This window comes from Cupriavidus pampae, assembly GCF_914271485.1.
GTDB classification, from domain to species: domain Bacteria; phylum Pseudomonadota; class Gammaproteobacteria; order Burkholderiales; family Burkholderiaceae; genus Cupriavidus; species Cupriavidus pampae.
Window position 1 is genome coordinate 94,327 of record NZ_CAJZAG010000014.1, and the last position, 23,317, is coordinate 117,643.

General features: G+C 66.7%; 14 protein-coding genes. 4 read left to right on the forward strand and 10 right to left on the reverse strand.

Annotation, left to right across the window (positions count from 1 at the left end; translation table 11 throughout):
- Position 1: 1 nt before the first annotated feature.
- Positions 2 to 4,927 carry a response regulator gene (locus tag LDO41_RS29770; protein ID WP_223994811.1) on the forward strand — a complete coding sequence of 1,642 codons (4,926 nt, stop codon included), beginning with the start codon at positions 2 to 4 and terminating at the stop codon, positions 4,925 to 4,927.
- 48 nt (positions 4,928 to 4,975) lie between these two features.
- Here LDO41_RS29770 and LDO41_RS29775 read toward each other — a convergent pair whose 3' ends face one another.
- Positions 4,976 to 5,476: a copper resistance protein CopQ gene (locus tag LDO41_RS29775; protein ID WP_223994813.1), complete on the reverse strand. Its 501-nt coding sequence runs from the start codon at positions 5,474 to 5,476 to the stop codon at positions 4,976 to 4,978.
- 305 nt (positions 5,477 to 5,781) lie between these two features.
- Positions 5,782 to 7,302 carry a sensor histidine kinase gene (locus LDO41_RS29780; protein ID WP_223994815.1) on the reverse strand — a complete coding sequence of 507 codons (1,521 nt, stop codon included), beginning with the start codon at positions 7,300 to 7,302 and terminating at the stop codon, positions 5,782 to 5,784.
- A gap of 243 nt (positions 7,303 to 7,545) precedes the next feature.
- Between LDO41_RS29780 and LDO41_RS29785 the strand changes: the two genes are divergently transcribed.
- Positions 7,546 to 8,022: a Dps family protein gene (locus LDO41_RS29785; RefSeq protein WP_223994817.1), complete on the forward strand. Its 477-nt coding sequence runs from the start codon at positions 7,546 to 7,548 to the stop codon at positions 8,020 to 8,022.
- Between the two features lie 11 nt (positions 8,023 to 8,033).
- Here LDO41_RS29785 and LDO41_RS29790 read toward each other — a convergent pair whose 3' ends face one another.
- From LDO41_RS29790 to LDO41_RS29810, 5 genes are all read right to left on the reverse strand, one after another.
- Positions 8,034 to 9,104 carry a cytochrome d ubiquinol oxidase subunit II gene (locus LDO41_RS29790; protein ID WP_223994819.1) on the reverse strand — a complete coding sequence of 357 codons (1,071 nt, stop codon included), beginning with the start codon at positions 9,102 to 9,104 and terminating at the stop codon, positions 8,034 to 8,036.
- A gap of 47 nt (positions 9,105 to 9,151) precedes the next feature.
- On the reverse strand, positions 9,152 to 9,679 hold the full coding sequence (locus tag LDO41_RS29795) for a DUF3331 domain-containing protein (protein WP_223994821.1): 528 nt from the start codon (positions 9,677 to 9,679) through the stop codon (positions 9,152 to 9,154).
- On the reverse strand, positions 9,672 to 10,607 hold the full coding sequence (locus tag LDO41_RS29800; protein WP_223994927.1) for a helix-turn-helix transcriptional regulator: 936 nt from the start codon (positions 10,605 to 10,607) through the stop codon (positions 9,672 to 9,674). Before LDO41_RS29800 ends, LDO41_RS29795 begins: the two co-directional genes overlap by 8 nt.
- Positions 10,608 to 10,854: 247 nt before the next feature.
- The gene (locus LDO41_RS29805) at positions 10,855 to 12,018 is read right to left on the reverse strand and encodes an FAD binding domain-containing protein (RefSeq protein ID WP_223994823.1); all 1,164 of its coding nucleotides are present in this window, start codon (positions 12,016 to 12,018) and stop codon (positions 10,855 to 10,857) included.
- Positions 12,019 to 12,034: 16 nt separating this feature from the next.
- On the reverse strand, positions 12,035 to 12,406 hold the full coding sequence (locus LDO41_RS29810) for a hypothetical protein (RefSeq protein WP_223994824.1): 372 nt from the start codon (positions 12,404 to 12,406) through the stop codon (positions 12,035 to 12,037).
- 330 nt (positions 12,407 to 12,736) lie between these two features.
- On the opposite strand from LDO41_RS29810, the gene LDO41_RS29815 reads away from it, so the two are divergent.
- Together LDO41_RS29815 and LDO41_RS29820 are read left to right on the forward strand one after the other, a co-directional pair.
- Entirely contained in the window at positions 12,737 to 14,347 is a 1,611-nt protein-coding gene (locus LDO41_RS29815) for an efflux transporter outer membrane subunit (protein ID WP_223994826.1), read from the forward strand.
- Between the two features lie 158 nt (positions 14,348 to 14,505).
- Positions 14,506 to 15,621: an HlyD family secretion protein gene (locus tag LDO41_RS29820; RefSeq protein ID WP_223994929.1), complete on the forward strand. Its 1,116-nt coding sequence runs from the start codon at positions 14,506 to 14,508 to the stop codon at positions 15,619 to 15,621.
- Between the two features lie 23 nt (positions 15,622 to 15,644).
- Here LDO41_RS29820 and LDO41_RS29825 read toward each other — a convergent pair whose 3' ends face one another.
- The 3 genes from LDO41_RS29825 to LDO41_RS29835 form a co-directional block, all read right to left on the reverse strand.
- The gene (locus tag LDO41_RS29825) at positions 15,645 to 17,156 is read right to left on the reverse strand and encodes an MFS transporter (RefSeq protein WP_223994828.1); all 1,512 of its coding nucleotides are present in this window, start codon (positions 17,154 to 17,156) and stop codon (positions 15,645 to 15,647) included.
- Positions 17,138 to 17,374, reverse strand: coding sequence for a hypothetical protein (locus tag LDO41_RS29830; RefSeq protein WP_223994830.1), 237 nt, complete (start codon positions 17,372 to 17,374; stop codon positions 17,138 to 17,140). The genes LDO41_RS29825 and LDO41_RS29830 overlap by 19 nt, the downstream gene beginning before the upstream one ends.
- A gap of 166 nt (positions 17,375 to 17,540) precedes the next feature.
- Entirely contained in the window at positions 17,541 to 23,303 is a 5,763-nt protein-coding gene (locus LDO41_RS29835; protein ID WP_223994832.1) for an AAA family ATPase, read from the reverse strand.
- Positions 23,304 to 23,317: the final 14 nt, after the last annotated feature.

The following is a 23,317-nucleotide window of genomic DNA, read 5'->3' on the forward strand; positions in this document are numbered from 1 at the left end:
GATGAACAAGTCGGACGGCATGCCGTCGATCCGCCAATCGTCCGCACTGGCCGATGCCGGCGCGCCGCCCTTTCTTGCCGGTGGTGGCGAAATGGGCGCGCTTATCCGCGCGTTCGACTGGACGGGCAGCCCATTGGGCGAACCCACGCAATGGCCGCAGAGTCTCAAGACCGCGATCCGCATCATGCTGACTTCGCGGCAGCCGATCTGGATCGGCTGGGGCGAAACACTCCTGTTTTTCTACAACGACGCGTACAAGGCCATCATCGGCGGTCGCCATCCGAGCGCGCTCGGCCGGCCCACGATCGAGGTGTGGCACGAGATCTGGGACGACATCGGCCCGCTGCTGGCGACCGCGATGGCCGGCGTCGAAGGTATCTTCGTCGAACAGAAGCTCCTGATCATGGAGCGCAACGGCTACCCCGAAGAGACCTACTACACGTTTTCGTATAGCCCGGTCCCCGACGACCATGGCGGCACCGGTGGCATCATCTGCGCGAATTCGGATGGCACCGAGCGCGTGCTGGCGGAGCGCCAGCTGACGCTGCTGCGCGAGCTGGGCGCTTCCACCGCGGAAGCGCGTACACGCGAGGAGGTGTGCCGCGTCGCCATGCAGGCGTTGCGCAGCAATCCGCACGATGTCACGTTCGCGCTGCTCTACCTCGGCGAACGCGATAGCGGCGAGTTGGTGCTGGCGGGCCGCGAGGGCATCGCGGCGGACCATGCCATGGCACCGGCCGTCTTGCGCCGCGAGGCGGCAACGCCCTGGGCTGTGCAAGACGCGCTGCAACAGGGCCGGCTGATGCTGGCCGAGCCCGTTGCCGAGGGCGGCAATGTCTTGCCCGGCGGCGCGTGGGCGGTGCCGCCGCGGCAGGTTGCGATCGTGCCCGTGCAGCCCTCGGGCGACACGTCGCAGCATGGCGTGCTGATCGTCGGACTCAATCCGTTCCGCCTTATCGGCGATCGCTACCGAAGCTTTTTAGGCCTGATTGCCGGGCAGATCAGCGGCGCCTTTGGCTACGTCAACGCCTATGAGGAAGAACGCCGGCGCGCGGAGGCACTGGCCGAGATCGATCGCGCGAAGACCACGTTCTTCTCGAACATCAGTCATGAATTCCGCACGCCGCTGACGCTGATGCTGGGGCCGCTCGAGGAAATGCTGAGCCGCCCGAACGCCAATAGCGACGATCAGGCGTTGCTCGAGATTACTCACCGCAATGGCATGCGGCTGCTCAAGCTGGTCAACGCGCTGCTCGATTTTTCGCGCATCGAGGCCGGACGCATGCAGATGCAGCCGCAGGCGACGGACCTGCCCGCGTTCACGGCCGATCTGGCCTCGCTGTTCCGTTCGGCGATCGAGTCGGCGGGCATGCGGCTCGTGGTGGACTGTCCGCCGCTATCGACACCCGTCGATGTGGACCGGACGATGTGGGAGACGATCGTCCTGAACCTGCTGTCCAACGCCTACAAGTTCACGTTCCACGGAACGATCGCCGTGACGGTGCGCGCGTTTCCGGAGAACGGTATCGATGATGTTGAACTGGAGGTGCGCGACACCGGCATCGGCATTCCCGAAGCGGAACTGCCACGCTTGTTCGAACGCTTCCATCGTGTGGCCGGCGCGGTCGGGCGCTCGATCGAGGGCAGCGGCATCGGCCTGGCGCTGGTGCAGGAGCTGGTGCGCCAACATGGTGGCGAGATCGACGTGGACAGTCGCCTCGGCGAAGGCACACGTGTTGTCGTGCGCATGCCGCGCGCATCGCGGCTTCCGGCGACGCCAGTCATTCCGCAACCGGCCCCCGCGCCGGTGGAGATGAGCACGCAGGCGCGTGCCTATGCGGAGACCGCGACACGCTGGGGTGTCGACGCCGCAACCGCCGAGACGATGACAGCCGACACTGTGGCAACCGACGCGCCCACGGCACCGTCGTCCGACACACCGGACACCGTTGCGACATCGCGCGCGCGCGTGATCGTCGCCGACGACAATGCGGACCTGCGCGAATATATGCGCCGGTTGCTCGAAGGCGCGGGGCACGCGGTGCTGCTCGCCAACGATGGCAACGAGGCTTTGGCGCTGGCACGCGTGCAGGCGCCGGACCTGATCGTGTCCGACGTGATGATGCCCGGCATGGACGGGGTGGAACTCGTGCATCGGTTGCGCGAGGATCTGTCCCTGCGCGATACGCCGGTGTTGTTGCTGTCCGCGCGCGCCGGTGAAGAGGCGCGCGTGAGCGGCTTGGCGAGCGGCGCGGACGACTATCTGACCAAGCCGTTCTCCGCGCGTGAACTGCTCGCGCGCGTGGCCAGCAATCTGCAGCTGTCAAGACTGCGGCGCGAGACCGAGCTCAGGTTGCGCGACGAATCGCGCATGCTCGAAGTGCTCAACGCGGTCGGCACCACGGTAGCGGCCGAGCTGGATCTGGGTCGTGCCGTGCAGGTGGTCACCGACGCCGCGACGGAGCTGACCGGTGCCGCGTTCGGTGCCTTCTTCTACAACGTGCTCGACGAGAAGGGTGGCTCCTACACGTTATATACGCTGTCGGGCGCGCCAAAGGACGCCTTCGAGAAATTCCCGATGCCGCGCAACACCGCAGTCTTCGCGCCCACGTTTCTCGGGCAGGGCATCGTGCGCGCCGACGACATCACGAAGGATGCGCGCTTCGGCCGCAACCCGCCGTATCGCGGCATGCCGCAGGGCCATCTGCAGGTGCGCAGCTATCTGGCGGCGTCTGTGGTCTCACGAACCGGCGAGGTGATGGGCGGGCTGTTCTTCGGTCATCCGCGGCCGGGCATATTCACCGAGCGCGCCGAGCGTATGCTGGTGGGCATCGCCGCGCAGGCGGCGGTGGCGATCGACAACGCGCGGCTCTATCAGGCGGCGCAGGCCGAAATCGCCAAGCGCACCAAGGCACAGGATGCGCTGCACGAATTGAATGCGACGCTCGAGCGCCGCGTCACGGAGACGGTGGCCGATCGCGATCGGTTGTGGGACCTCAGCGAGGATCTGCTGATGGTGACGGCTTCCGACGGTACGCTCGAACGTGTGAGCCCGTCGTGGCGGCGCACGCTGGGGCTGACATCGGCGGACGTGCTCGGACGCTCGTTCATCGTCTTCGTTCATCCCGAAGATCTGGTCGCGGTAACCGAGCAGATGATCGCGCTGCGTGGGGACGGCGCGGCGGTGCGCTACGCATCGCGGCTCGGCCGTGGCGATGGCAAGTGGCGCTGGATCGCATGGACCTTGACGCTCGACCCCGCGTCGGGACGCATTCACGGTGTCGGCCGCGACGTGACCAGCGATCGCGAAGCCGCGGAAGCGTTGCGTCATGCCGACGAGGCACTGCGCATGGCGCAGAAGATGGAGGCCATCGGCAAGCTGACCGGTGGCGTCGCGCACGATTTCAATAACCTGCTCCAGGTGATCGGCGGCAACCTGCAGCTACTGGCGACCGACGTGGCTGCCGAGGAACGCTCGACCCAGCGCGTGCGCAATGCGCTCGCGGGCGTGGCGCGCGGCGCCAAGCTTGCGTCGCAACTGCTGGCATTCGGGCGGCGGCAGCCGCTGGCGCCGAAGGTCGTCAACCTGGGCCGCTTTATCCGCGGCCTCGACGACATGCTGCGGCGCGCGCTTGGCGATGGCGTGGAGATCGAGACCGTGGTCGCCGGGGGCCTGTGGAACACGCTCGTCGACCCGTTTCAGGTCGAGAACGCCTTGCTCAACCTCGCCATCAACGCGCGCGATGCGATGGCCGGCCATGGGCGACTCACTGTCGAGGCCGGCAATGCGTCGCTCGACGCAGCGTATGCGCTACGCCATGCGGACGTCACGCCCGGTCAGTACGTGATGGTGGCCGTCACCGACACCGGCATGGGCATGACGCCGGAGGTTCAGGAGCACGTGTTCGAGCCATTCTTCACGACCAAGCCGGAAGGACAGGGGACGGGCCTTGGCCTGTCGATGGTCTACGGCTTCGTCAAGCAGTCGGGCGGGCACGTGAAGATCTACAGCGAGGCTGGCGAGGGCACCACCGTGCGGCTGTATCTGCCACGCGAGCGCGCGGACGAAGACCTCGAGACCGACGTCGATATGGGGGCCGCCATCGGCGGTACCGAAACCGTGCTCGTGGTCGAGGACGACGAGGACGTGCGCAACACCGTGGTCGACATGTTGTCGAATCTTGGCTACCGGGTGCTCAAGGCCAGGGACGCGCTGAGCGCGCTGGCGATCGTCGAGAGCGGCGTGCCGATCGACGTGCTGTTCAGTGACGTGGTGATGCCGGGACCGATGCGCAGTCCGGCGATGGCGCGCAAGGTGCGTCAGCGGCTGCCGGGTATCGCGGTGCTGTTCACGTCCGGCTACACCGACAACGCGATCGTGCATGCGGGGCGGCTCGATGCCGGGATCGAGTTGCTGTCCAAGCCGTACACGCATGAGGCACTCGCGCGCAAGATCCGCCACGTGCTCGCGGGCGGTGGGGCAATTTTCGAGCCGCTGCCGGTGCCCGAGCCGCACCAGGCTCATCCGACCCACGAGCCGGCGAGAACGGCAGCGCGGCTTCCCGACATGCGCCTGCTGTTCGTCGAGGATGACGACCTCGTGCGCGCGAGCACGACGGAGCTGCTGCGCAGCTTTGGCCTCGAAGTCATCGAGGCCTGCAATGAAGTGGAAGCGATGCACGCGATGCGCGACCATCGCATCGACGTGCTGCTGACCGACGTGGGTCTTGGCAGCGTATCGGGCGTCGATCTGGCCATCGAGGCCGCGCGCCAGTGGCCAGCATTGCGCGTCGTGTTCGTCAGCGGTTACGACGTGACGCTGACACCCGCGCAGCGCGAGGTGCTGCCGCACGCGATCTCGTTACGCAAGCCTTACGCGCTCGACGCGTTTATCGACGCACTGCAACGCGTGTTTTCGAAGCCGTAAACGAAAAAACCGGCGGCTAGAGACCCGCCGGTTTTCTACAAACCTCAATCAGACCAGAGCGCCGTCGGTATAGACATCGCGTTGACCGTTACGGGCACCATCGACAAACGGGTTGCGCGGGCTGTTGATCTGGCGGGCGCCGTCCTTCCACGGGTCAACTTGACGCGACGGTTCGGACGAGACACCCACGCGGTCCAGACCGGCTACCAGCGCGCCGTCGGTGTAGACGTCGGGTTGGCGGGCACCGTCGTAGAACGAGTTACGCGGGCGGTTGACGTTGCCAGCTACCAGACGGGCGCCGTCGGTGAACGGGTCGAAGCTGCGGGCACCTTCGGTGTAGCCATCGCGGTTGCTGATGCGGGCGCCGTCGGTGAAGGTGCTGCGCGGTTCGTTGACGCTGCGGGCACCGTCGGTGAACGTGCTGCGGGGTTCGCTGATGGTGCGGGCACCGTCCAGGTACGGGTCACGTGCGCCTTGTGCGGCTTGGGCGGCACCACCAATGAAGGCGGCTGCAAGGGCGGCGGCGGTAAGGATGGTCTTGGCGTTCATGGTCTAGCTCCTGGCGTTGGGCCGCTTCTGTCGGCCCGGTATCTATTTCAGGGATCTTTCGGCACATGCATCTACTACTAGGTAGATAACTTGGCTCAAAAAAAAGACCGCCTGTCCGGTACTGATCTTAGTGCTGTGGTGCTGGTCTGCTTTCGCATTTGCCGCGCTTTGCTTTGCTTGCCGGTTCACTGCGTCGCGACCATGGACCGAATATTATCTACTACTAGATAGATAAGCAAGGGGAAGTTTTAGAAAACCCTCTCTAAAGCCTTCTTTCCCTTAATAAGGGCATTATGAAGCACAAATCAACCGTGTGAAGCCGTCGAAGACCCTACGATAGGTATTGCACTGGGCACTTGAGCACGCAGATCGGCGCCGCTCCCGTCGCCAGAGAGCAGCGGCAGGCGGATGATCAGCGAGGCGCCGCCGCCGGGCGGCGATTCGGCGTCGATGGTGCCGCCGTGACGTTCGATGATGCCGCGGCAGATCGACAGTCCGAGGCCCATGCCATTCGACTTGGTGGTGTGGAACGCGTGGAACAGCCGCGTCATATGCTCGGGGGGAATGCCGGGACCGGTGTCGCTCACGATCACGGTCACCGCGTTGTCGGGCGTGGTGCGGCTGGACACCGTCAATTGCCGGCGGCCTGGCATCGTGGCCATGGCCTGCGCGGCGTTGACCATCAGATTGACCAGGACCTGCTGAAGTTGCGTCCAGTCGCCGCGAATCGTCGCGGCATCGGCGGCGAGGTCGAGATCGGCGGCGACGCGATGGTCCTGCAGTTCGCGCCGCACGACCTCGAGCGCCCCGACCACGAGCCGGTTGACGTCGATCTGCTCGTACTTGGGCGCCGATTTGCGCGCCATGGCGCGAATGCGCTGGATGATCTCGGTGGCGCGGCTCGCATCGCGCACGATCTGCTCGACCGAGTCGGCGGCTTCCTCGAGGTTCGGCTGCGGCCGGCGCAGCCAGCGCAGCGCGGAATTGCCGCAGGCGATCACCGCCGCCATCGGCTGCGTGACCTCGTGCGCGATCGAGGCGGCAAGCTGGCCCAGCGTGGCCACGCGCGCGGCATGGGCGAGTTCGGCCATGGTGCCCTGCAGCGCCTGCTGCGTGCGGACGGTCTCGGTGACGTCCATCAGCGCGCCGACATATTCGTGGCGATCGCCCTCGCTGACCGTGCGCCGCGCCACCAGATGCACGTGCAGCACCTCGTCGTCGGGCATGCGCAGCCGATGCTTGAGTTCGATCAGCGGCGCGCCGCCGAGCATCGCGGCATGCGTGCGCTGAACCTCCGCCAGGTCGTCCGGATGCACGCGCGGCATGATCCGGCTTAAATGGGCTTCCTCGGTCATCGGATAGCCGAAGATGCGATACGACTCGGTGGACCACACCATTGTGCCTTCCGGAAACCGGATGAAGATGCTGCCGGTCTTGCTGAGCTTCTGGGCTTCCGCGAGAAATGCCTCGCTGCGGGCCAGCGCGGCCTCGGCCAGGCGACGTTGCGCCATGTCCGCCAGCATGCGCAGCGCGAGCATTGTCGTGGTGCAGATGGCCAACAGGGCGAACAGGCAGCGCACGAGGTGGCCGTGATCGTCCATATGCGGCGGCGCCACGCCATAGGCGGTCAGCGTGAGCACGGCCGAAGCACCCCCCGCGAGGCGCGTGGCGGGCATCGAGCCGGTCAGCGCCACCATCAGGATCACGAGTACGTAGAGCACGGCGACGGCGAAGTCGAGCGTCGTCAGCGCGTCGATCAGGAAGATAGCCAGGCCCAGCGCGAACGCGGCGCAATTCAGCAGTCGATTGGTCGTCTCGTTACGCATGCGGCTGGATGTGGTGTGTATCTGGTGTGAATACCATGACCCGAGCGTGATACTAAGCCAATGTATCGGCAGGTGAAATCATATGAAAGTATGACCACTTGTCTACATGGCAAGGCATGGATCGCGCGTGCCGATGCTCGGGCAAATGCGAAATACGCTCCCGGGATGCAAAGCGTCTGTCACGGTGACGGTGCACCATCGAAACACCATCCTTCCCGTTGCGATCACTCACCTGGAGTCACCATGTTAGATCCTTCGCGCGCCGCCGATCCCGGGCTGGCCGTTACCGAACTGTCCGATTCGCTCAACCGCCTGCTCGCGGACGTCTTCGCGCTGTACCTCAAGACCAAGAATTTCCACTGGCACATGTCCGGTCCGCATTTCCGTGACTATCACCTGATGCTCGACGAACAGTCGGACCAGATCTTCGCGATCACCGACGACATTGCCGAGCGCGTGCGCAAGATCGGCGGCACCACGCTGCGCTCCATCGGCAATATCGCACGCCTGCAACGGCTGCGCGATAACGACGAGGAAGCGGTCACCGCGCATGCCATGCTACGCGAGCTACACGCCGACAATCTCGCGTTAGTCGCCGCGATGCTCGAATCGCACGATCTCTGCGATGACCATGCCGACGTCGCCACGGCGAGCCTGCTGGAAAACTGGATCGACGAAGCCCAGCGTCGCGCGTGGTTCCTGGCCGAGGCCGTGAAGTAGTCAGAACAAGTTCAGAACAACCTGCGACGCGCGCGGCGGTCGCCGCGTGCGGTACGCAAGGCATGGTTCTGGTACAGCGCATAGCCGACCATGATCGGCAGCAGCACGCCGACGCCGACCAGCATCAACGCGAGCACGCGATCGTCCGACGCCGCTTCCGCAAGCGTGAGGCGGCCGGGCACGACATACGGGAACACACTCGACGCGAGTCCCGCGAGCGAGACCAGGAACAGCGCGACCGCCACGCCGAACGGCGCACGGCGCGCGCGCTCATGACTATTGCGGGCCGGATGGCGTAACACGACCACGAGACGCACGAGATACAGCGCAAGCGCCGCGGCAATCAGCCCGAGCGCGATGGATGCCCATGGCAGCGTTTTCAGCTCGTCACGTTGATGCCACAGCATGTCTCCCGCCAACAGCACCGCGCTGCCCAGGGCGAGTACCAGCGCGCACGGCGTCCAGCGCCGATGCTCGATGGACGCCACGCCGCGACCGATCAGATAGGTGGATCCGAGCAGCGCATAACCCGCGCACACGCCGAGTATCGCGGCAAGCACGAGCGTGCTGTGCCACGCCCCGGGGCGCATGCCGGTGAGCAGGCGGCCGACGAGCACCCCCTGCGACACCGCCACCAGCAGACTGCCGAGACCGAGGAGGCGGTCCCATGTGGCGAGGCTCCAGCGTTGATGCGGCCGCCGCGCCTTGGTCGAAAGCTCGGCTGTCGCCGGCAATCCGGCGGCATCGCGTGCGCTGCCGCGCAACTCGATGGCCGCGCCGCGTGCGATCAGGCCGAGGATCAGCGTGATGACCGGCACGTACAGTTGCGGCAGCAGCAGCGCATAGGCGGCGGGGAACGCGCCAAACAGGCCGCCGCCGATCACGACCAGCCAGGTCTCGTTGGCGTCGCGCATATGCACGATCGTGTCGATCATGACCTCGCGCGTCGGGCGGTCCGGCGCGAACAGGCTCAGGATGCCGATGCCGAGGTCGAAGCCATCCGAAACCACATAGCACGCCGCCATGAGCGCGAGGATCCAGAACCAGACGTCGACGAGCAACGTATGGGGAAGAGTGTCCATCGAATGAATCCGAGAGTGTCGCGGCTTGCGCGCCTTGTTTTTCGGCCTTAGCGTCCATGCGCGCGGTAACGGAACACCGGACGCGGTTCGTCGCGCACGGGCTCGTTGACGTGACAGGCCTGCTCCAGCGCGGCCGCCAGGATCATCGCGCCCGCATTGAGCGCGGCGGGCCGCGAACGCTGCGGGCGGAAGATCGCCTCGCCGCGCGCGATCGGCCGGCCCGTCAGCGAGCAGGTGCCCGAGGAACGTGCCGAGGCCGCGGTCCAGATCTGCTCGCCGTAGCGGCAGTGCGTGGCATCGCGCCAGCTCACGATCGCCAGCGTCGGGCTGGGCCGTTCGATCACCGTGACCATCGGCGCATGCGGGCGTTGGGCGCGCTGCGCGCGATGGGCGTCTTCGTCGGCGGGGTGGGCCGTCATCGTCGCCAGCGCGCCGGCCGGAATGCGTTGCGGCGCGAGCAGGGCAATGGTGCGCGACCACGTGTCATGGGCGGTGCGATGGCGGCCATCGTGCATCTCTTGCGCTTCAGATGCTTCGCGGGTGTCGTCAAAGGCGGTGTACGCGGAATCAAGCATGGGAGCTCCCGGTGGTGGTTGCGACCTTGACGCGCCAGCAGTGCGGCGTATCGCCAACGAAGCGTTTGAAGACGGTAGTGAAGTGCGCCTGCGAGCGGAAGCCGCAGCGCAGCGCCACGTCGAGCACGCTGCCGCCGGTCTGCCGCAGCAGATCCTGTGCGTGTTCGATGCGTCGGCGCAGCAGGTACTCGTGCGGGCGCATGCCCGTGGTGCGGCGGAACTGTGCCGCGAAGTGCATGCGCGTCATGCCCGTGCTCTCGGCGATATCGGCAAGGCCAATGGGCGTGTCGAGATTAGCGTCGATGTATTCGAGCGCGCGGCGCAGGCGCCATTGCGGCAGTTTGGCGCGCGTGCGCTGGCCAGTGGCCGCGCGATGAAAGTGGGCGGCCACGACGCGCGACACGATTGCCAGCGCCACGCTGTCCGCGAACATGCGGCCGAGGCCGGGGTCCTGCGTCTGCGCTACGGCAAGGGCCTGTCCGAGGCGCTCGAGCGCGGGGTCGGTGTGCAGGAACGGATCGTCGAGGATCACGTCGTCCAGCGGCGCGTGGCCGAACTGGTCGCTGTGGCAGCGGGCCAGCACGGACTGCGGCACGAACAGATGCAGCACGTCGCAGGCCCCATCGTAGGTGGCACTCGCGGCGACGCCCGGGGCCGTGATCTGTACCGCGCCCGGGGCAAGGCGGCCATCGAAGATCGGCTTGCCCCCGCACAGCAGACGCACGGAGGCCGTGCGCAGGTTCAGGCTGATGCAGTGCCAGCGCGCATCGCCGGGATGGGACACGGTCTGTGTGTCGCCGCCTTCGCAGGTCCAGCGCGAGACCAGGATGGTGTCCAGATCGCAGGGCGCGGCCTGCGGCGGATAGCGCCACGCGCGCTCCGGTTGCACCGGATCTGGCATGCGCGCGGCGCGCGTCAGGTCGAGCATCGGTGCCGAATCGCGCCGCGGCGGCTGGGGCAGGAATGCGGGCGTGACTGGCACCGGCATCGAAAGATCTTTCATGGCAGAAACTCCGGTAATTCGGTGGCGGACGTCAGTCCGTGTACTGGATGAACGCAACGGCAATCAGGATCAGATTCATCACGGCAAGCGCAATCCATCCGTACATCAACATCAGGCTTTCGTTGTCGTTCATCGCTTACTCCTTGCTTCCGGCGAGCTACGGGGTGATGGGTCACGCCGGCTGCGCCACTTCCATGATCCGGCGCCCGAGCGCTATGCCCCAGCGCACCAGGCGCCGGTCGGCGGGCAACTGACCGAGCTCCCAGCTAGCCAGCGCGCTGTCGATGTCTTCCACGTCGTGCATCACGTTCTGCAGCGCGCGCGCCAGCGCCAGGGCGTTGGCCGCGGCCTTGCCGGCACCCGCGCCGGTATGCGGTCGCGCGACGAAGGCGGCATCGCCCACCAGCGCAACGCGGCCGAACACCATGCGCGGTGCTTCGTAGTCGTGGATCAGCTGCACGAATGGATCGGGCGTGGCCGTGACCAGACTGGCGAGCGCGGGGGCGAGTTCGTCGCGCGCATCGCGGTGCAGCGCCTGCATCTCGGCCTCGCGTAGCGCGCCCGGCGGCAGCGAATGGGTATGGCGATGGCCGTCGCGATCCTGCAGCAGCGCTTCGAGTGCCGGGCCCTGCGCGATGCGGCGATACCAGACCCAGTTCTGACGGCGCTGGCCGGGGCGCACGCTGCCGTCATCGCCGGGAATGCGATAGCTGAGGAACTGGTGGCCAGGGCCGTCCTGGAAGGCGAAGGCGTCATCGAGCAGCTTGCGGCTGTCGTCGCTCAACGCCGCTTCGGCGAGGATGCCGCGCCATGCGACGTAGCCCGCGTAGGAAGGGGTATCCGTCGGCAGCAACTGCGCGCGCACGCTCGAGAGCGGGCCATCGGCACCGATCAGCAGATCCGCCTGCACGCTGCGCCCAGACGCGAAATAAGCGGTCACGCGCGGCGACTCGAACGAAGGGTCCTGCGTGAACGAGACGAAGGTCTCGCCGGACTGGACCAACGGGCCCAGCGCTTCCCGCATACGCAGGTACAGGCCATTCCAGGCGATCTGCACCTGCGGCATGTACATGCGGCGTACCGAGCCATCCTGCGCGACGAAGATGCGGTCGCGGGAGGGCACACCAAAGTTGGGGCCGTAGCTGACACCGGAGAAATCGAGTGCATCGGTGACATCGGGTTGCAGCACGAGGCCGCCACCGCGGCTGTCGAGGTCGCGCGGCGAGCGCTCGAAGACCTCGACGTCCCAGCCGATGGCACGCAGGCAAATCGCGCTGAGGAGGCCGCCGAGCGAGCCGCCGATGACGATGGCACGAGGACGCTGGAAGATGGGCATGGTCGGTTCCGGTCGATCAGCGCGCGACGCCGTCTTGCAGACGGGCCGCCGGTGCGTGGTGACGTGCGTCGGTGGTGTCATCCCACGTCGGCAGGCGCGTCGCGGTGGCCCGCACATAGATACGCAGGTCGGCGGGGCGCAGACCGCTCATATCGCGATCCATGTCGGGGTTGACGTTGCGATCGCTCGCGAGCCTTTCGCCATTGGCGCGTTCGCTGATACGTTCCCCCGCGTTTTCCCCGGCTTGTTCCCCATAACGGTGCGAGGACCCGAGCGCGCGGGCGCCGATCGACGATTCCGTGGTGAGGCATGCGGCGAGAACCATCGAGAGAAGCGCCGCGCCGCCGAAACTCATCAGGAGCTGGAGCCAAAGATGCCGGTACGTCATGTTCGGACCTCCGTTGCGATATGTGTGCTTGTTGCATGGAATCGTAGGAGGGAGGACATGGTGGTAACAATTGGCGCGTGGTCGGTGGGGCGTTACACGAAGGTATGAGTCAAGCAAAACCTCGTGCAGTTGACTTGGCACCAATGGTCCGAAGTCGTTCCATTCCGAAACCCCGCAGCGATCGCGAAGATGGTCACCACACATGCGCCTCGACAATGGCGTCGAACGTAGAGGGGACGACTTCCACGCGTCCTCTGGCGCACCCCTGGCACCGACCGGTTTCAGTTCCGATACACAAGCGCGATATCCCGCGCTTCACAGGAGTTCACGATGGCCACGCTGGCGATCTCCGCCACGGCACGCTTGCATACGGCACCGCGATTTGCCACGACCCTGGTTGTGGCGGCGGTGGCCGCTGCGACGATGTGTGGTGGCTGTGCCGATTTTGGCGCTGGCCATACGACGCAGACTCTCGCGCCGGTCTCGGCCACGCGGCACAGCCTGCCGGAAGAGCACGGCGCGTGGCCAGATGCGGGCTGGGCCGATCGCTTCGGCGATCCACAACTGCGTGTGCTCGTCGATGAGGCCGTGGCCGGTAGCCCGACGCTGCAGGCCGCGATTGCGCGTGTGGAGGCCGCGCGGGCGCTGGCGCAGGGCGCGCGCAGCGCGTTGTATCCGCATGCGGAGGTCCAGGGCGGTGTCGCGCGCGAGCGCTACTCGGAAACCGATCTGTTCCACGGCACCGCGCTGGCCGGCAAGTGGCTCGATCAGGTGCATCTGAGCGCGGGTCTGACCTACGACCTCGATTTCTGGGGCAAGCATCGCGCCGAATTGCAGTCGGCACTGTCGACGGTGCGCGAGGCCGATGCCGAGCAGCAGTCCGCGCGGTTGTTGCTGACCACCAGCGTGGCGCGCGTGTATGCGCGGCTGGCTACGCTGTACGCACTGCGCGATGTGACCGCGAGCACCATTGCGCAGCGGCGCGATCTGGCGTCGCTGGCAGAGGCGCGTCACGCGGCGGGGCTCGATACGCAGGTCGGGATCACGTTGCAGAGCGCGAGCGTGGCGAGTATCGAGACGGAGTTGACGCAGCTCGACGATGGCATCGAGATCACGCGCCACCAGTTGGCCGCGCTGATGGGCAAGGGGCCGGATCGCGGGCTTGCGATTGAGCGGCCCACGTTGCTGGCGCGGCGTGATGACGCGTCCGCACAGCCGTTCGACCGTTTGCCCGACGATGCCCGCATCGGGTTGCTCTCGCGCCGGCCTGACCTGGTGGCCGCACGGTGGCGCGTGGAAGCCGCGTCGCAGGACATCGAGGTGGCGCGGGCCGAGTTTTTGCCGGATATCAGCGTATCGGCGATGGGTGGGCTGACTTCGATCGCGCCCTCCGACTTTTTGCTGGGCGCCAGCCGTGCGTTTTCGTTTGGGCCGTCGCTGACGTTGCCGGTGTTCGAGGGCGGCAAGTTGCGGGCGAATTTGCACGGGCGTTATGCGCAATACGACGCCGCGGTGGCGGATTACAACCAGACGCTGGTCGATGCGTTGCGCGGGACGGCGGACACAGTTGGCAGCCTGCATGCGGTGGCCACGGCGCGCACGCAGCAGGCGCAGGCACTGGACCTGTCGCGGCGCGCGTGGCTGCTGGCCACGGATCGTTGGCAGGCGGGGCTGGCGGATCAGCTTGCGGTGCTCGACGCGCAGACCGAGGTGCTCGCGCAACAGCGGCAGGCGGCGCAATTGCAGGGGCAGCAGGTGGATCTGCTGATGGCGCTGGTGTGGGATCTTGGCGGAGGCTATGGGGTGCCCTCTCCCCCGGCCCCTCTCCCCGTGGGAGAGGGGAGCAAACAAGAGGTAGTTTCGGATTCACCCTCTCCCCCGACCCCTCTCCCCTCTGGGGAGAGGGGAGCAAACCGCGCGCGCGTTGAGGAGGCATCATGACTGCACAGAACGCCGGTAGTGCACCGGGCTCGGCCACCACGCCCTCGGGAACGCTAGCAGCTACCCCTGCGGCGTCGCCCGCGCTGACACCGACGCCGACGCCGACACCGACACCGACATCCGCACCCGCACCGACGCCGATCGGCGTGGTGCCGCACATGTCGGGTCGCAAGGTTGCCGCCATCGCGGCCGGGCTGCTTGTCGCGGGTGCGGCCGGTGCGTTCTACTGGTGGCACGACGTGCGCAATGTTGCCGCGACCGAGGACGCATACGTCGGTGGCAACGTGGTGCAGGTAACCCCGCTCACAGCCGGCACCGTGGTATCGATCGCTGGCGACGACACACAGTTCGTGCGTGTTGGGCAACCGTTGGTCGAACTCGACCCTGCCGACAGCGAGGTGGCGATGGAGCAGGCCGCCGCGCAGCTCGCGGCGACCGTGCGGCAGGTGCGCACTCTGTACGTCAACAACGGCACGCTCGCGGCCAATATCGCGTTGCGCGCGGCGGACCTGGCGCGCGCGCAGGACGATCTGCAGCGGCGTCAATCGGTGAGCAATCCGGGCGCGGTATCGAAGGAGGAGGTCGAGCACGCGCAGACCGCCGTGCGTACCGCGGCGGCAGCGCTGCGGGCCGCGCAGGAGCAATTGGCATCGAACCGCGCGCTGACCGATCGCACCACGCTTGCCGCGCATCCCGATGTCGCGCGTGCCGCCGCGAGCTATCGTGCCGCCTACCTTGCGTTTGCGCGCTCGGCCTTGCCCGCGCCGGTCGATGGTTTTATCGCGCGCCGCGCGGTGCAGGTAGGGCAGCGCGTGGCACCGGGCACGCCGTTGATGGCCGTGGTACCGCTCGATCAGGTATGGGTCGACGCCAACTTCAAGGAGAACCAGCTGCGCCACGTGCGCGTGGGGCAGCCCGTCGCGCTGTATGCCGATCTATACGGCACGCGCGTGCGCTACGACGGCAAGGTCGCCGGCTTCTCCGCAGGCACCGGCGCCGCGTTCTCGCTGTTGCCCGCGCAGAATGCCACTGGCAACTGGATCAAGGTGGTACAACGGTTGCCGGTGCGCATTGCGCTCGAACCCGCGCAACTGGCCGCGCATCCACTGCGCATCGGTCTCTCGATGAGCGTGTCGGTCGACACGCGCAACGACGCCGGAGCCTCGCTCTCCACGCTGCCGCCGCTCACGCCGCTACGTACCGATGTCTATGCCGAAGTGGCGCGCCAGGCCGACGCGCATATCGCAAAAATCATCGAGGCCAATGCAGGCTAGCCAATGCCGGCTAGACATCGCTGCTAACGTAACCACCGCTGCCACGCCGCGAAAATCGCCACGAGCAGACAACCGCATCCAACAATCGTCAGCAGATTGGCGCTGGCCACCAGCGTGGCCTGCTGGTCGATCTGCTGCGACAGCGTGGCCAGCACCGTGGACGATGGCACGCCACCCAGACGGAACGGATCGACCCGATCAACCAGATGGGTGCGCGCCACGGCCTCGCCGAATTGCAATCCCTGCGCGCCCAGTCCGGTCCCAAGCGCGGCCGCCAGCTGTCGCACGATGTTCTTGAACTGATAGGCATGCGGAAAATCCTCGAGCGAGGTGTCGAGGAACGACAGCCGCGCCACCATCAGCAACGTGAATGGCACCGAAGCCGCCTGTAACAACAGCACCGGCAGAATGCGCGCCATCGACAGATCGGTCTCGATGCGCGTGGCAAACAACCAAGCCGAAGCGGCGATCATCAGATAGCCAAGCGCAAGATAACGGCGCGTGCCGGGCAACTTCATGCCATACCAGACGAACAGGATGGACATACCGACACCAAACGCCTCGGTCAGCGTGAGCACACGCCCACTGGTCTCGAACGTAAAGCCGAGCCCCAGCTGCAACAGGTTCGGAATCAGGTAGTTCCACAAGCCACCGAACACCGCATACGTCGCATAGAACAGCACGCCAGTCTGATAACGTCGACCACCGAGGCGACGCGGATTGAGCCACGCATCCGGACGGCGGCGCAGGCGCAGAAACGCCAGCACGACCAGCGTCATGCCGGTGAGCGGCCACAACAATACCTCGGGCGTGTCGAGCGCGGTATAGATGCGCAGATTGGCCAACCCATGGATCAGAATCAGCGCGCCCGCGCCGAGCACGATCACGGTGCGCCAATCCAGCGCGGCCAGTGTGGCGAGGTCGGGAATGACCGGTGGCCGCACGCGCCGCGGATAGGTGCAGGCCACCAGCAACCACACGCAGACGGTAACGACGGCCTGCAGCACGAAGATCATGCGCCACCCCGCATCGAGCATCAGAATTGCGGTGGTCCACGGCGCCACGGCATTGAGCCCCAGCGCACCGATCACGAATGGCCACAACAATCGCGCGCGCTCCTGCGGCTGCGCCAGCAGCTGGATCAACGTGCGCGAGGCCGCGAATAACCCGCCCGCGCCAAGACCCTGCACCGCAAGCGCGAGCGACAACTGCAGCACGTTGTCCGACACCGCGCACAGCAGCGCGCCCACGATGGCGATGATCAGCCCCAGCAACGTGGCACCGCGATAGCTGATGAAGTCGGCCACGCCGCGCAGGATCAGATTGGCGACCACCGCCGCGCCCGCGTATGCCGTCAGGCACCACAGAAAATCATCGGGCGTGGCATAGACACCCGCGCGGATATGTATCGCACCCGTCGCGAGCATCGACGTGGCGACGAAGTCGACGCCCGTCGCACACCCGAGCGCGAGCCCAAGTGTGAAAACGGCGGGGCGCCCCAGCGTCGGTAATGCGCTTAGCGGGACGGCAGGCATCCGTGCGCGGCGGTGCAGGGCGCGGCCTTGGCGTCATGCGCGGATTTGCGGGTCGGGGATTTGGTGGACGGCGCGGGTTTGGGCGCGATCAGCTGATAGTCGTATCGATCGGCGGCAAACGGGCTGGTGGCGGGATCTTCCGCGTAGCCAGTACTACAGATGAACGCGGCGGCTGCCGCGGCGAGGGCTACAGCAATTGGGTAGATGCGAGGGGACATGGGAGGCTCCGTGGTGGCATGACCGTTCCCATAAAGCATATCGATCGGCGTCGCCAGACGTCAGCCGTACCGTGGTCTCAGCGTTCCCACCTGAACGTATGGTTCGGCGCGCGCGTGCGAACTCGCAAGCGTGTGCGGCGCGCGAAAGCCGCCGCGGACCGGGCCATCAGCCGCCCGGCGCGCGCAGCGGAATCGTGAACGTGAACGCGCTGCCGTAGGGCACCAGCGCCACCGCGCGCAACTGGCCGCGGTGCGCCTCGATGATCGACCGGCAGATCGCCAGTCCCATGCCCATGCCATTGACCTTGGTGGTGTAGAACGGCTCGAAGACCTGCTCGGCCATTTCGCCGCCAATGCCAACGCCGGTGTCGCCCACGCTCACCTCGAGCGCATCGCCCTCCACGATACGTGTGGCAATCCGCAGGACGCGTGCGCGGCCTTCGATCTCGCTCATCGCCTCGATGGCGTTGACGATCAGATTGAGGATCACCTGCTGCAACTGCACGCCATCACCAAACGCTCGCGATGGCTCGGCATCGAGCTCCAGCTGCACGGTCACGTTACGCCGCGCGATCTCGCTGCGCGAAATCGCCAGGATGTGCCGAATGGCCTCGTGGATATCGACCGGTGCCAGTACCGGTGCCGCATTGCGCGTCAGGCTCTGCAGGCTGCGGATCATGTCGCCCGCGCGCTGGCCTTCGCTCGCGATCGCAACCAGCCCTTCGCGCGCGTTGTCGATATCGGGCGTGGCACGTGCCAGCCAGCGCAGGCTCGCGCCAGCGTTGGAGACGATCGACATCAACGGCTGATTGATCTCGTGCGCGATGGACGCCGTGAGCTGACCCACCGTGGTCGCACGTGCCACGCGCGCCAGATCGGCCTGCGCATTGCGCACCGCATCCTCGGACTGGCGCCGCGCGGTGATATCGGTCACCGTGCCGAAATAGCGCAGCACATCGGGCGCGCCGTCCTCGGGCGGCATCGGCTTGCCGATCACCGCGACGTGCACGATCGAGCCGTCGCGTCGGACGATACGATGCTCCACCTGCACGGGCAGCCGCTGCGCCGTATTGATCTCGACCAGACGCTTCATGGCGGCTCGGTCTTCGGGATGCATGCGCGACAGGAATACCCCGAACGGCGCATCGCGCTCGGACGGATCGAGGTCGTAGATGCGCAGCAGTTCGTCGGAGCAATAGAAGCGGTCTTCGCACAGATCCCAGCGCCAGCTGCCGGTATGGCTTACCGTCTCGCCCATCGCGAGCGTGGCCTCGCTGGTGCGCAACTCGCGCTCCACGCGCTGGCGCCGCTCGTTCTCGACCAGCAGGTCGTCGTAGAGCCGCGCGGTGCGCAGCGAGATCGCCGCCTGCGCGGCCACCAGCTCGAGCAGGCGCGTCTGGTCGAGCGTGAACGCGTCGCGCACGAGGCGGTTCTCGAGGTAGAGCGCGCCGATGACCTCGTTGTGGCGCACCATCGGAATGCAGATGGCCGAGCAGTCCGGATGCCGCGCAAAGTACGGGTCGATGGCGAACGGACTCGCGCGCATCGAGGGGCCGATCATCGCCACCTGACCCGTGCGCGTCGCGGTGTGGAACATCGACAGCGGCAGTACATCGGCATGCAATGGATCTTGCCCGATGCGCACGCGCACGCCATCGACGGCCGTGTCGGCATGGGCCTCCACCAGCGGTCCTTCAGGATAGATGCGGATCAGCAGGCCCCGCTGCGCGGCCGCATACTCGAGCGCGATCGTCATCAGCTTGTCGATCAGGCCGTCGAGCCGGATCTCCTCGGTGAGCGCGCGCGAGGCCTTGATCACGCTTTCGATATCGACGGTATGAAAGCCCTCGCCAAGCTGCCACACGCGCGGCTGCGTCGGATTGATGAGCTCGGGAAAGCGCGTCTCCATCTGCCGCGCCTTGGTCAGCGCGCCCCAGCGCACGTAAGCGTCGCGCGCATCGCGGCGATGCGCGTGTGCCGCCGCGGCCAGACCGAGCGAGGCGCAATGATGCGCGGCGCGTTCGTGCGCAATGGCGACGATCTGCGCAAAGCCATGCGCGGTGGCGTGCGCGATGGCCTGCTCGTAGCACGTCATCGCGCGCATCGCATCGCCTTCGCGGCGCGCCAGTTCGGCTTCCACCAGCAATGCCTTGTCGACGAAGGTGACTGGATTGATGGCGGCCCAGTCGCGAATCTTGCGCACATCGGCGCGCAGCGTATTCCAGGCCTCGAGGTCCGGCTCCTCGGGCGACGTCGCGATGGTCAGCGCGCGCAGCAGACGGAAGTCGAGCTGATGGATATGCGCGGGGGCCGACCACGCGAACGTTGCCGCGCGATCCAGGCACAGTGCGGCCGCTTCGTGGCGTTCGGCCAGCAACAGCATCGTCGCGCGATAGAGCCAGTGCCAGAACTCGAATGTCGAGAGGCGCTCGCCGCGCGGAATGCCTTCACCGTCGGGGCCGGCATCGTCCATCCAGCGTTGCGCGGCGCTGTCGTGCGCATCGGCCCCCGCGCGCAGGCCATCGACAAAGCGCTGCTGCGCGAGCAGGATCGACTCGACGTCCTGGAAGCCCGCGCGGCGTACGAACTCGAGGCCGCGCGCGATCTCCACGGCCACGTCGTCGAGCCGGTCGCCACGCACGAGCATCGCGGCGACGATATGGCAGCACGCGTAGCAGGCGGTGGTCACATCGCCATGCGCGACGCCCGCGGCAAAGCCAGCGCGTGCGCATTCGATGGAGTACGAAAGCGGCTGCGTCCACACGCTGAGCTGGTCGAGCGGCAACTGCACGCGCGCCATATGCGCGGCATAACCATGATGATTGACCAGCCGCCGCGCCATCTCGCCGTAGCGAAAGCCGTCCGCGTAAGCGTCGAAGCGATGGCAGACCTGCACGCCCAGCCAGCCCAGTGCCGAGGTGGCGGCGGCCGTCATGCCATGCTGCAGCGTCAGCCGCAGCATCTGGCACAAGCTCAGGAACGCGAGGTTCTCGTCGGTGAAGCTAGCGGGCACCATCAGCGCGGCCAGCAGGCTCATCGCGCCTTCGGTGTCCGGATCCTTCATCACCGGCAACGCGAGCATGGCGCCCAGCGTGGTCGTCGCCAGCATGGGCTGGATCGTCGCATAGAGCGTGTTGCACGCGGTGGCCGACGGATGGGCGTGAAGCTCGATGCCGAATAGCCGCAGTCCGGCGATCGCGGTCTCCACCGCCAGCACGTTCTCGGAGCGGCGCGAGTGCATCTCGATCTTGAGCCGATACGCGCTCGCGCGTTGCAAGATGTCCCCAGGCCCATCGATCAGTTGCGTGACCAACACCAGCGCCGCGTCGAGCCGGCCCTGCAGGAACCAGCAGTTGGCCTGCTCCTCGCGCAGCGCATGATAGAGCGCCTGCCCGCCCGGAGATGCCTCGGAGGCATGCGTGGCCTGGCGCGCGTAATCGAGGCCATTGCTGACGTAACGTAGCGCGGCATCGTAGGCGGCCGCGCGCCGCGCGCGCTGGGCGGCGGCGAGAAACAGCTGTGCGGTGCCGAGCGCGTCGGCGTTGGAGGAGGTCGTCGCCCTGGCTTGCGCCAGCAGTCCGGCCGCGCGGAACAGTACGTCATCGCGCAGGTGATCCGCGCCACGATCACCCTGCGCACGATGGTCGGCATCGGGGGTCCGTGCGAGCGTCTTTGCGAGCGTCTGTGCAAGCAAGCGGCCCGCGCGCAGGCTCACCTCCGCGCGCGTATCGTCATCGAGCCACGCATGCGCGGCTTCAAGGATGCGATCATGCGCAAACAGATAGTCGTACCGTGTCGGTACGACCAGACCCGTTGCGCAGGCGGGGGCCAGCCGCGCATGCAGCGTGGCTTCGTCCAGGCCGAACGTGTCGCACAGCAGGCCGAACGAGGAGGTGCTGCCGAGGCAGGCCATGCCGCCCAGTAACTGGCGCGTCTCGTCCGGGAGTTGCTGCAGATGCTGCAGGCTGAATTCGGCGACGTTATCGGTGCAGGTACGCGCATCGATGGCTGAAAGATCGTAGCGCCAGCCATCGATATCGGACGAATAGGCGACCAGCCGTTCGTCCGCGATCATCCGCATGAACTGCCGCACGAAGAACGGGTTGCCTAGTGTCTTGGCGTGGATCACTTCGGCGAGTGGTCCCATCGCGGCGTCGGGCGTATGCAGCGCCTGCGCCAGCAGCGTGGCGACCGCTTCCACCGGCAGACCCGCGATGGCGATATCGTGCACCGGCACGTGCTCGCGCAACTGGGTGAGCGCGGTGGCGCTGGCGTTACGCGCGCTGCAGACCAGCAGCAGCCGCAACGGCCCGGTACCGCCCGCGAGCCGCGACAGCAGTTCGAGCGTCGGTTGATCGAGCCATTCGATATCGTCGATCAACAGCACGAAGGGCCGGTCCGGTTGCGCGAACGCATGGATCAGGCAGCGCATCGCCAGATCGACGTGCATATCGGGCTCGACCGATTCGGTTGCGGGCGAGTCCGGGAAGTCGTTGACCAGCAGCCGCAGCGCGGGCGCAATGCTCGACGCCACGCGGCCATAGGCACCGAGTGCCTGTTGCAGCCGCTGCCGCCACATGCGCACGGCGTCCTCCGGCAAGCCGAGAATCTGGTGCACAAGGCCGCGAAACGCATCGGCGAGCACGGCATAGGGAACGTCGCGGCGAATCGGGTCGGCCTTGCCGGCCGCCGACCAGATGCGTCGCTGCGGCATGCCTTGCGCAAATGCACGCATCAGCGCGGATTTGCCGATGCCAGACGGGCCCGTGAGTGCCACGACCACGGGCCGCGAATTGGCCGCCACGCGCGTACACAGGTCGGCGATATGGGCGAGGTCTGCCTCCCGTGCATACAGCGTGTCCGGCAACTCGAGCGTGCCCGGCCGGTCGCGCTCGCCGGGTTCAAACGCATCGATGCGGCCATGTGCGTGCCAGGCCTCCACGCAGCGCGCCAGATCGGCTTCCAGACCGGCGGCGGACTGGTAGCGATGCGCGGGGCGCTTGTCGAGCAGCTTCAGCACGATGCGCGCGAGCATCTCCGGGACATCGGGCGCGATCTCGTGCGGCGGCGCCGGCGTCCCGGCCACATGGCTGTGGATCCATTCGGTCAGGTCGGACGGATTGCGCGCGCTGAACGGTAGTTGGCCGGTGAATAGCTGGTAGAAGATCACGCCGAACGAGTACAGGTCGCTGCGGACATCGATCGCATGATGCGTGCGGCCGGTATGCTCGGGCGACATGTAGGCGGGCGCCTGGCCCGCGATGGTGATCATGGGGCCGGCGTTGAAGCCGCCCTGATAGTGACCGCCATTGGAGCCACCGTTGGACCCGCCATTGGATCCGCTATGAGATCCACCGTTGCGAGGCGCGTGGTCGCCGCCGGCCGGCCGGCCATCGGGCACCGGGGTCGGCTGCGCAAAGTCGAAGCGGCCGAGACGGCAGCGATCTTCGGGTTCGACGATCAGGCTGCAGGGGGTCAGCGAACAGTGCACCAGCCCCGCCTCGTGGGCGGCGCGTAGTGCGGCGCTGGCGTTGCGGGCGATGGTCAGCACGCGGGCGATCGGCAGGCGCTCGTTCAACAGCAGCGTCAGCGGGTTTCCGCCGTGATCGTCATAGAGCGCGGCCACGCCATTGCGGTAGCGCGTGAGCGCGCGCGGCGTCAGGGCCCACTGCGGATGCAGCAGCGCGCGCAGCGCGAACTCGTTCTCGAGCCGGCGCGCGGCCTCGGCTTCCACCTGGGCGGACGCCGCATGGGCAAGCACGATCCGACGGCCGGTGGCCGGATGCACGCCCCGCACGAACGCGACGATGCCATCCTGATGGATGGTCTCGAAGCGGAATTCCGCTAAAGCGAGCGCGTCGGGCAGGCCGCCGTGGGATGAACCATCGTGCAAACCGCCTTCGGATAAGCCGATTTTGTCGATCGTCATGATGCGGCGCCTGC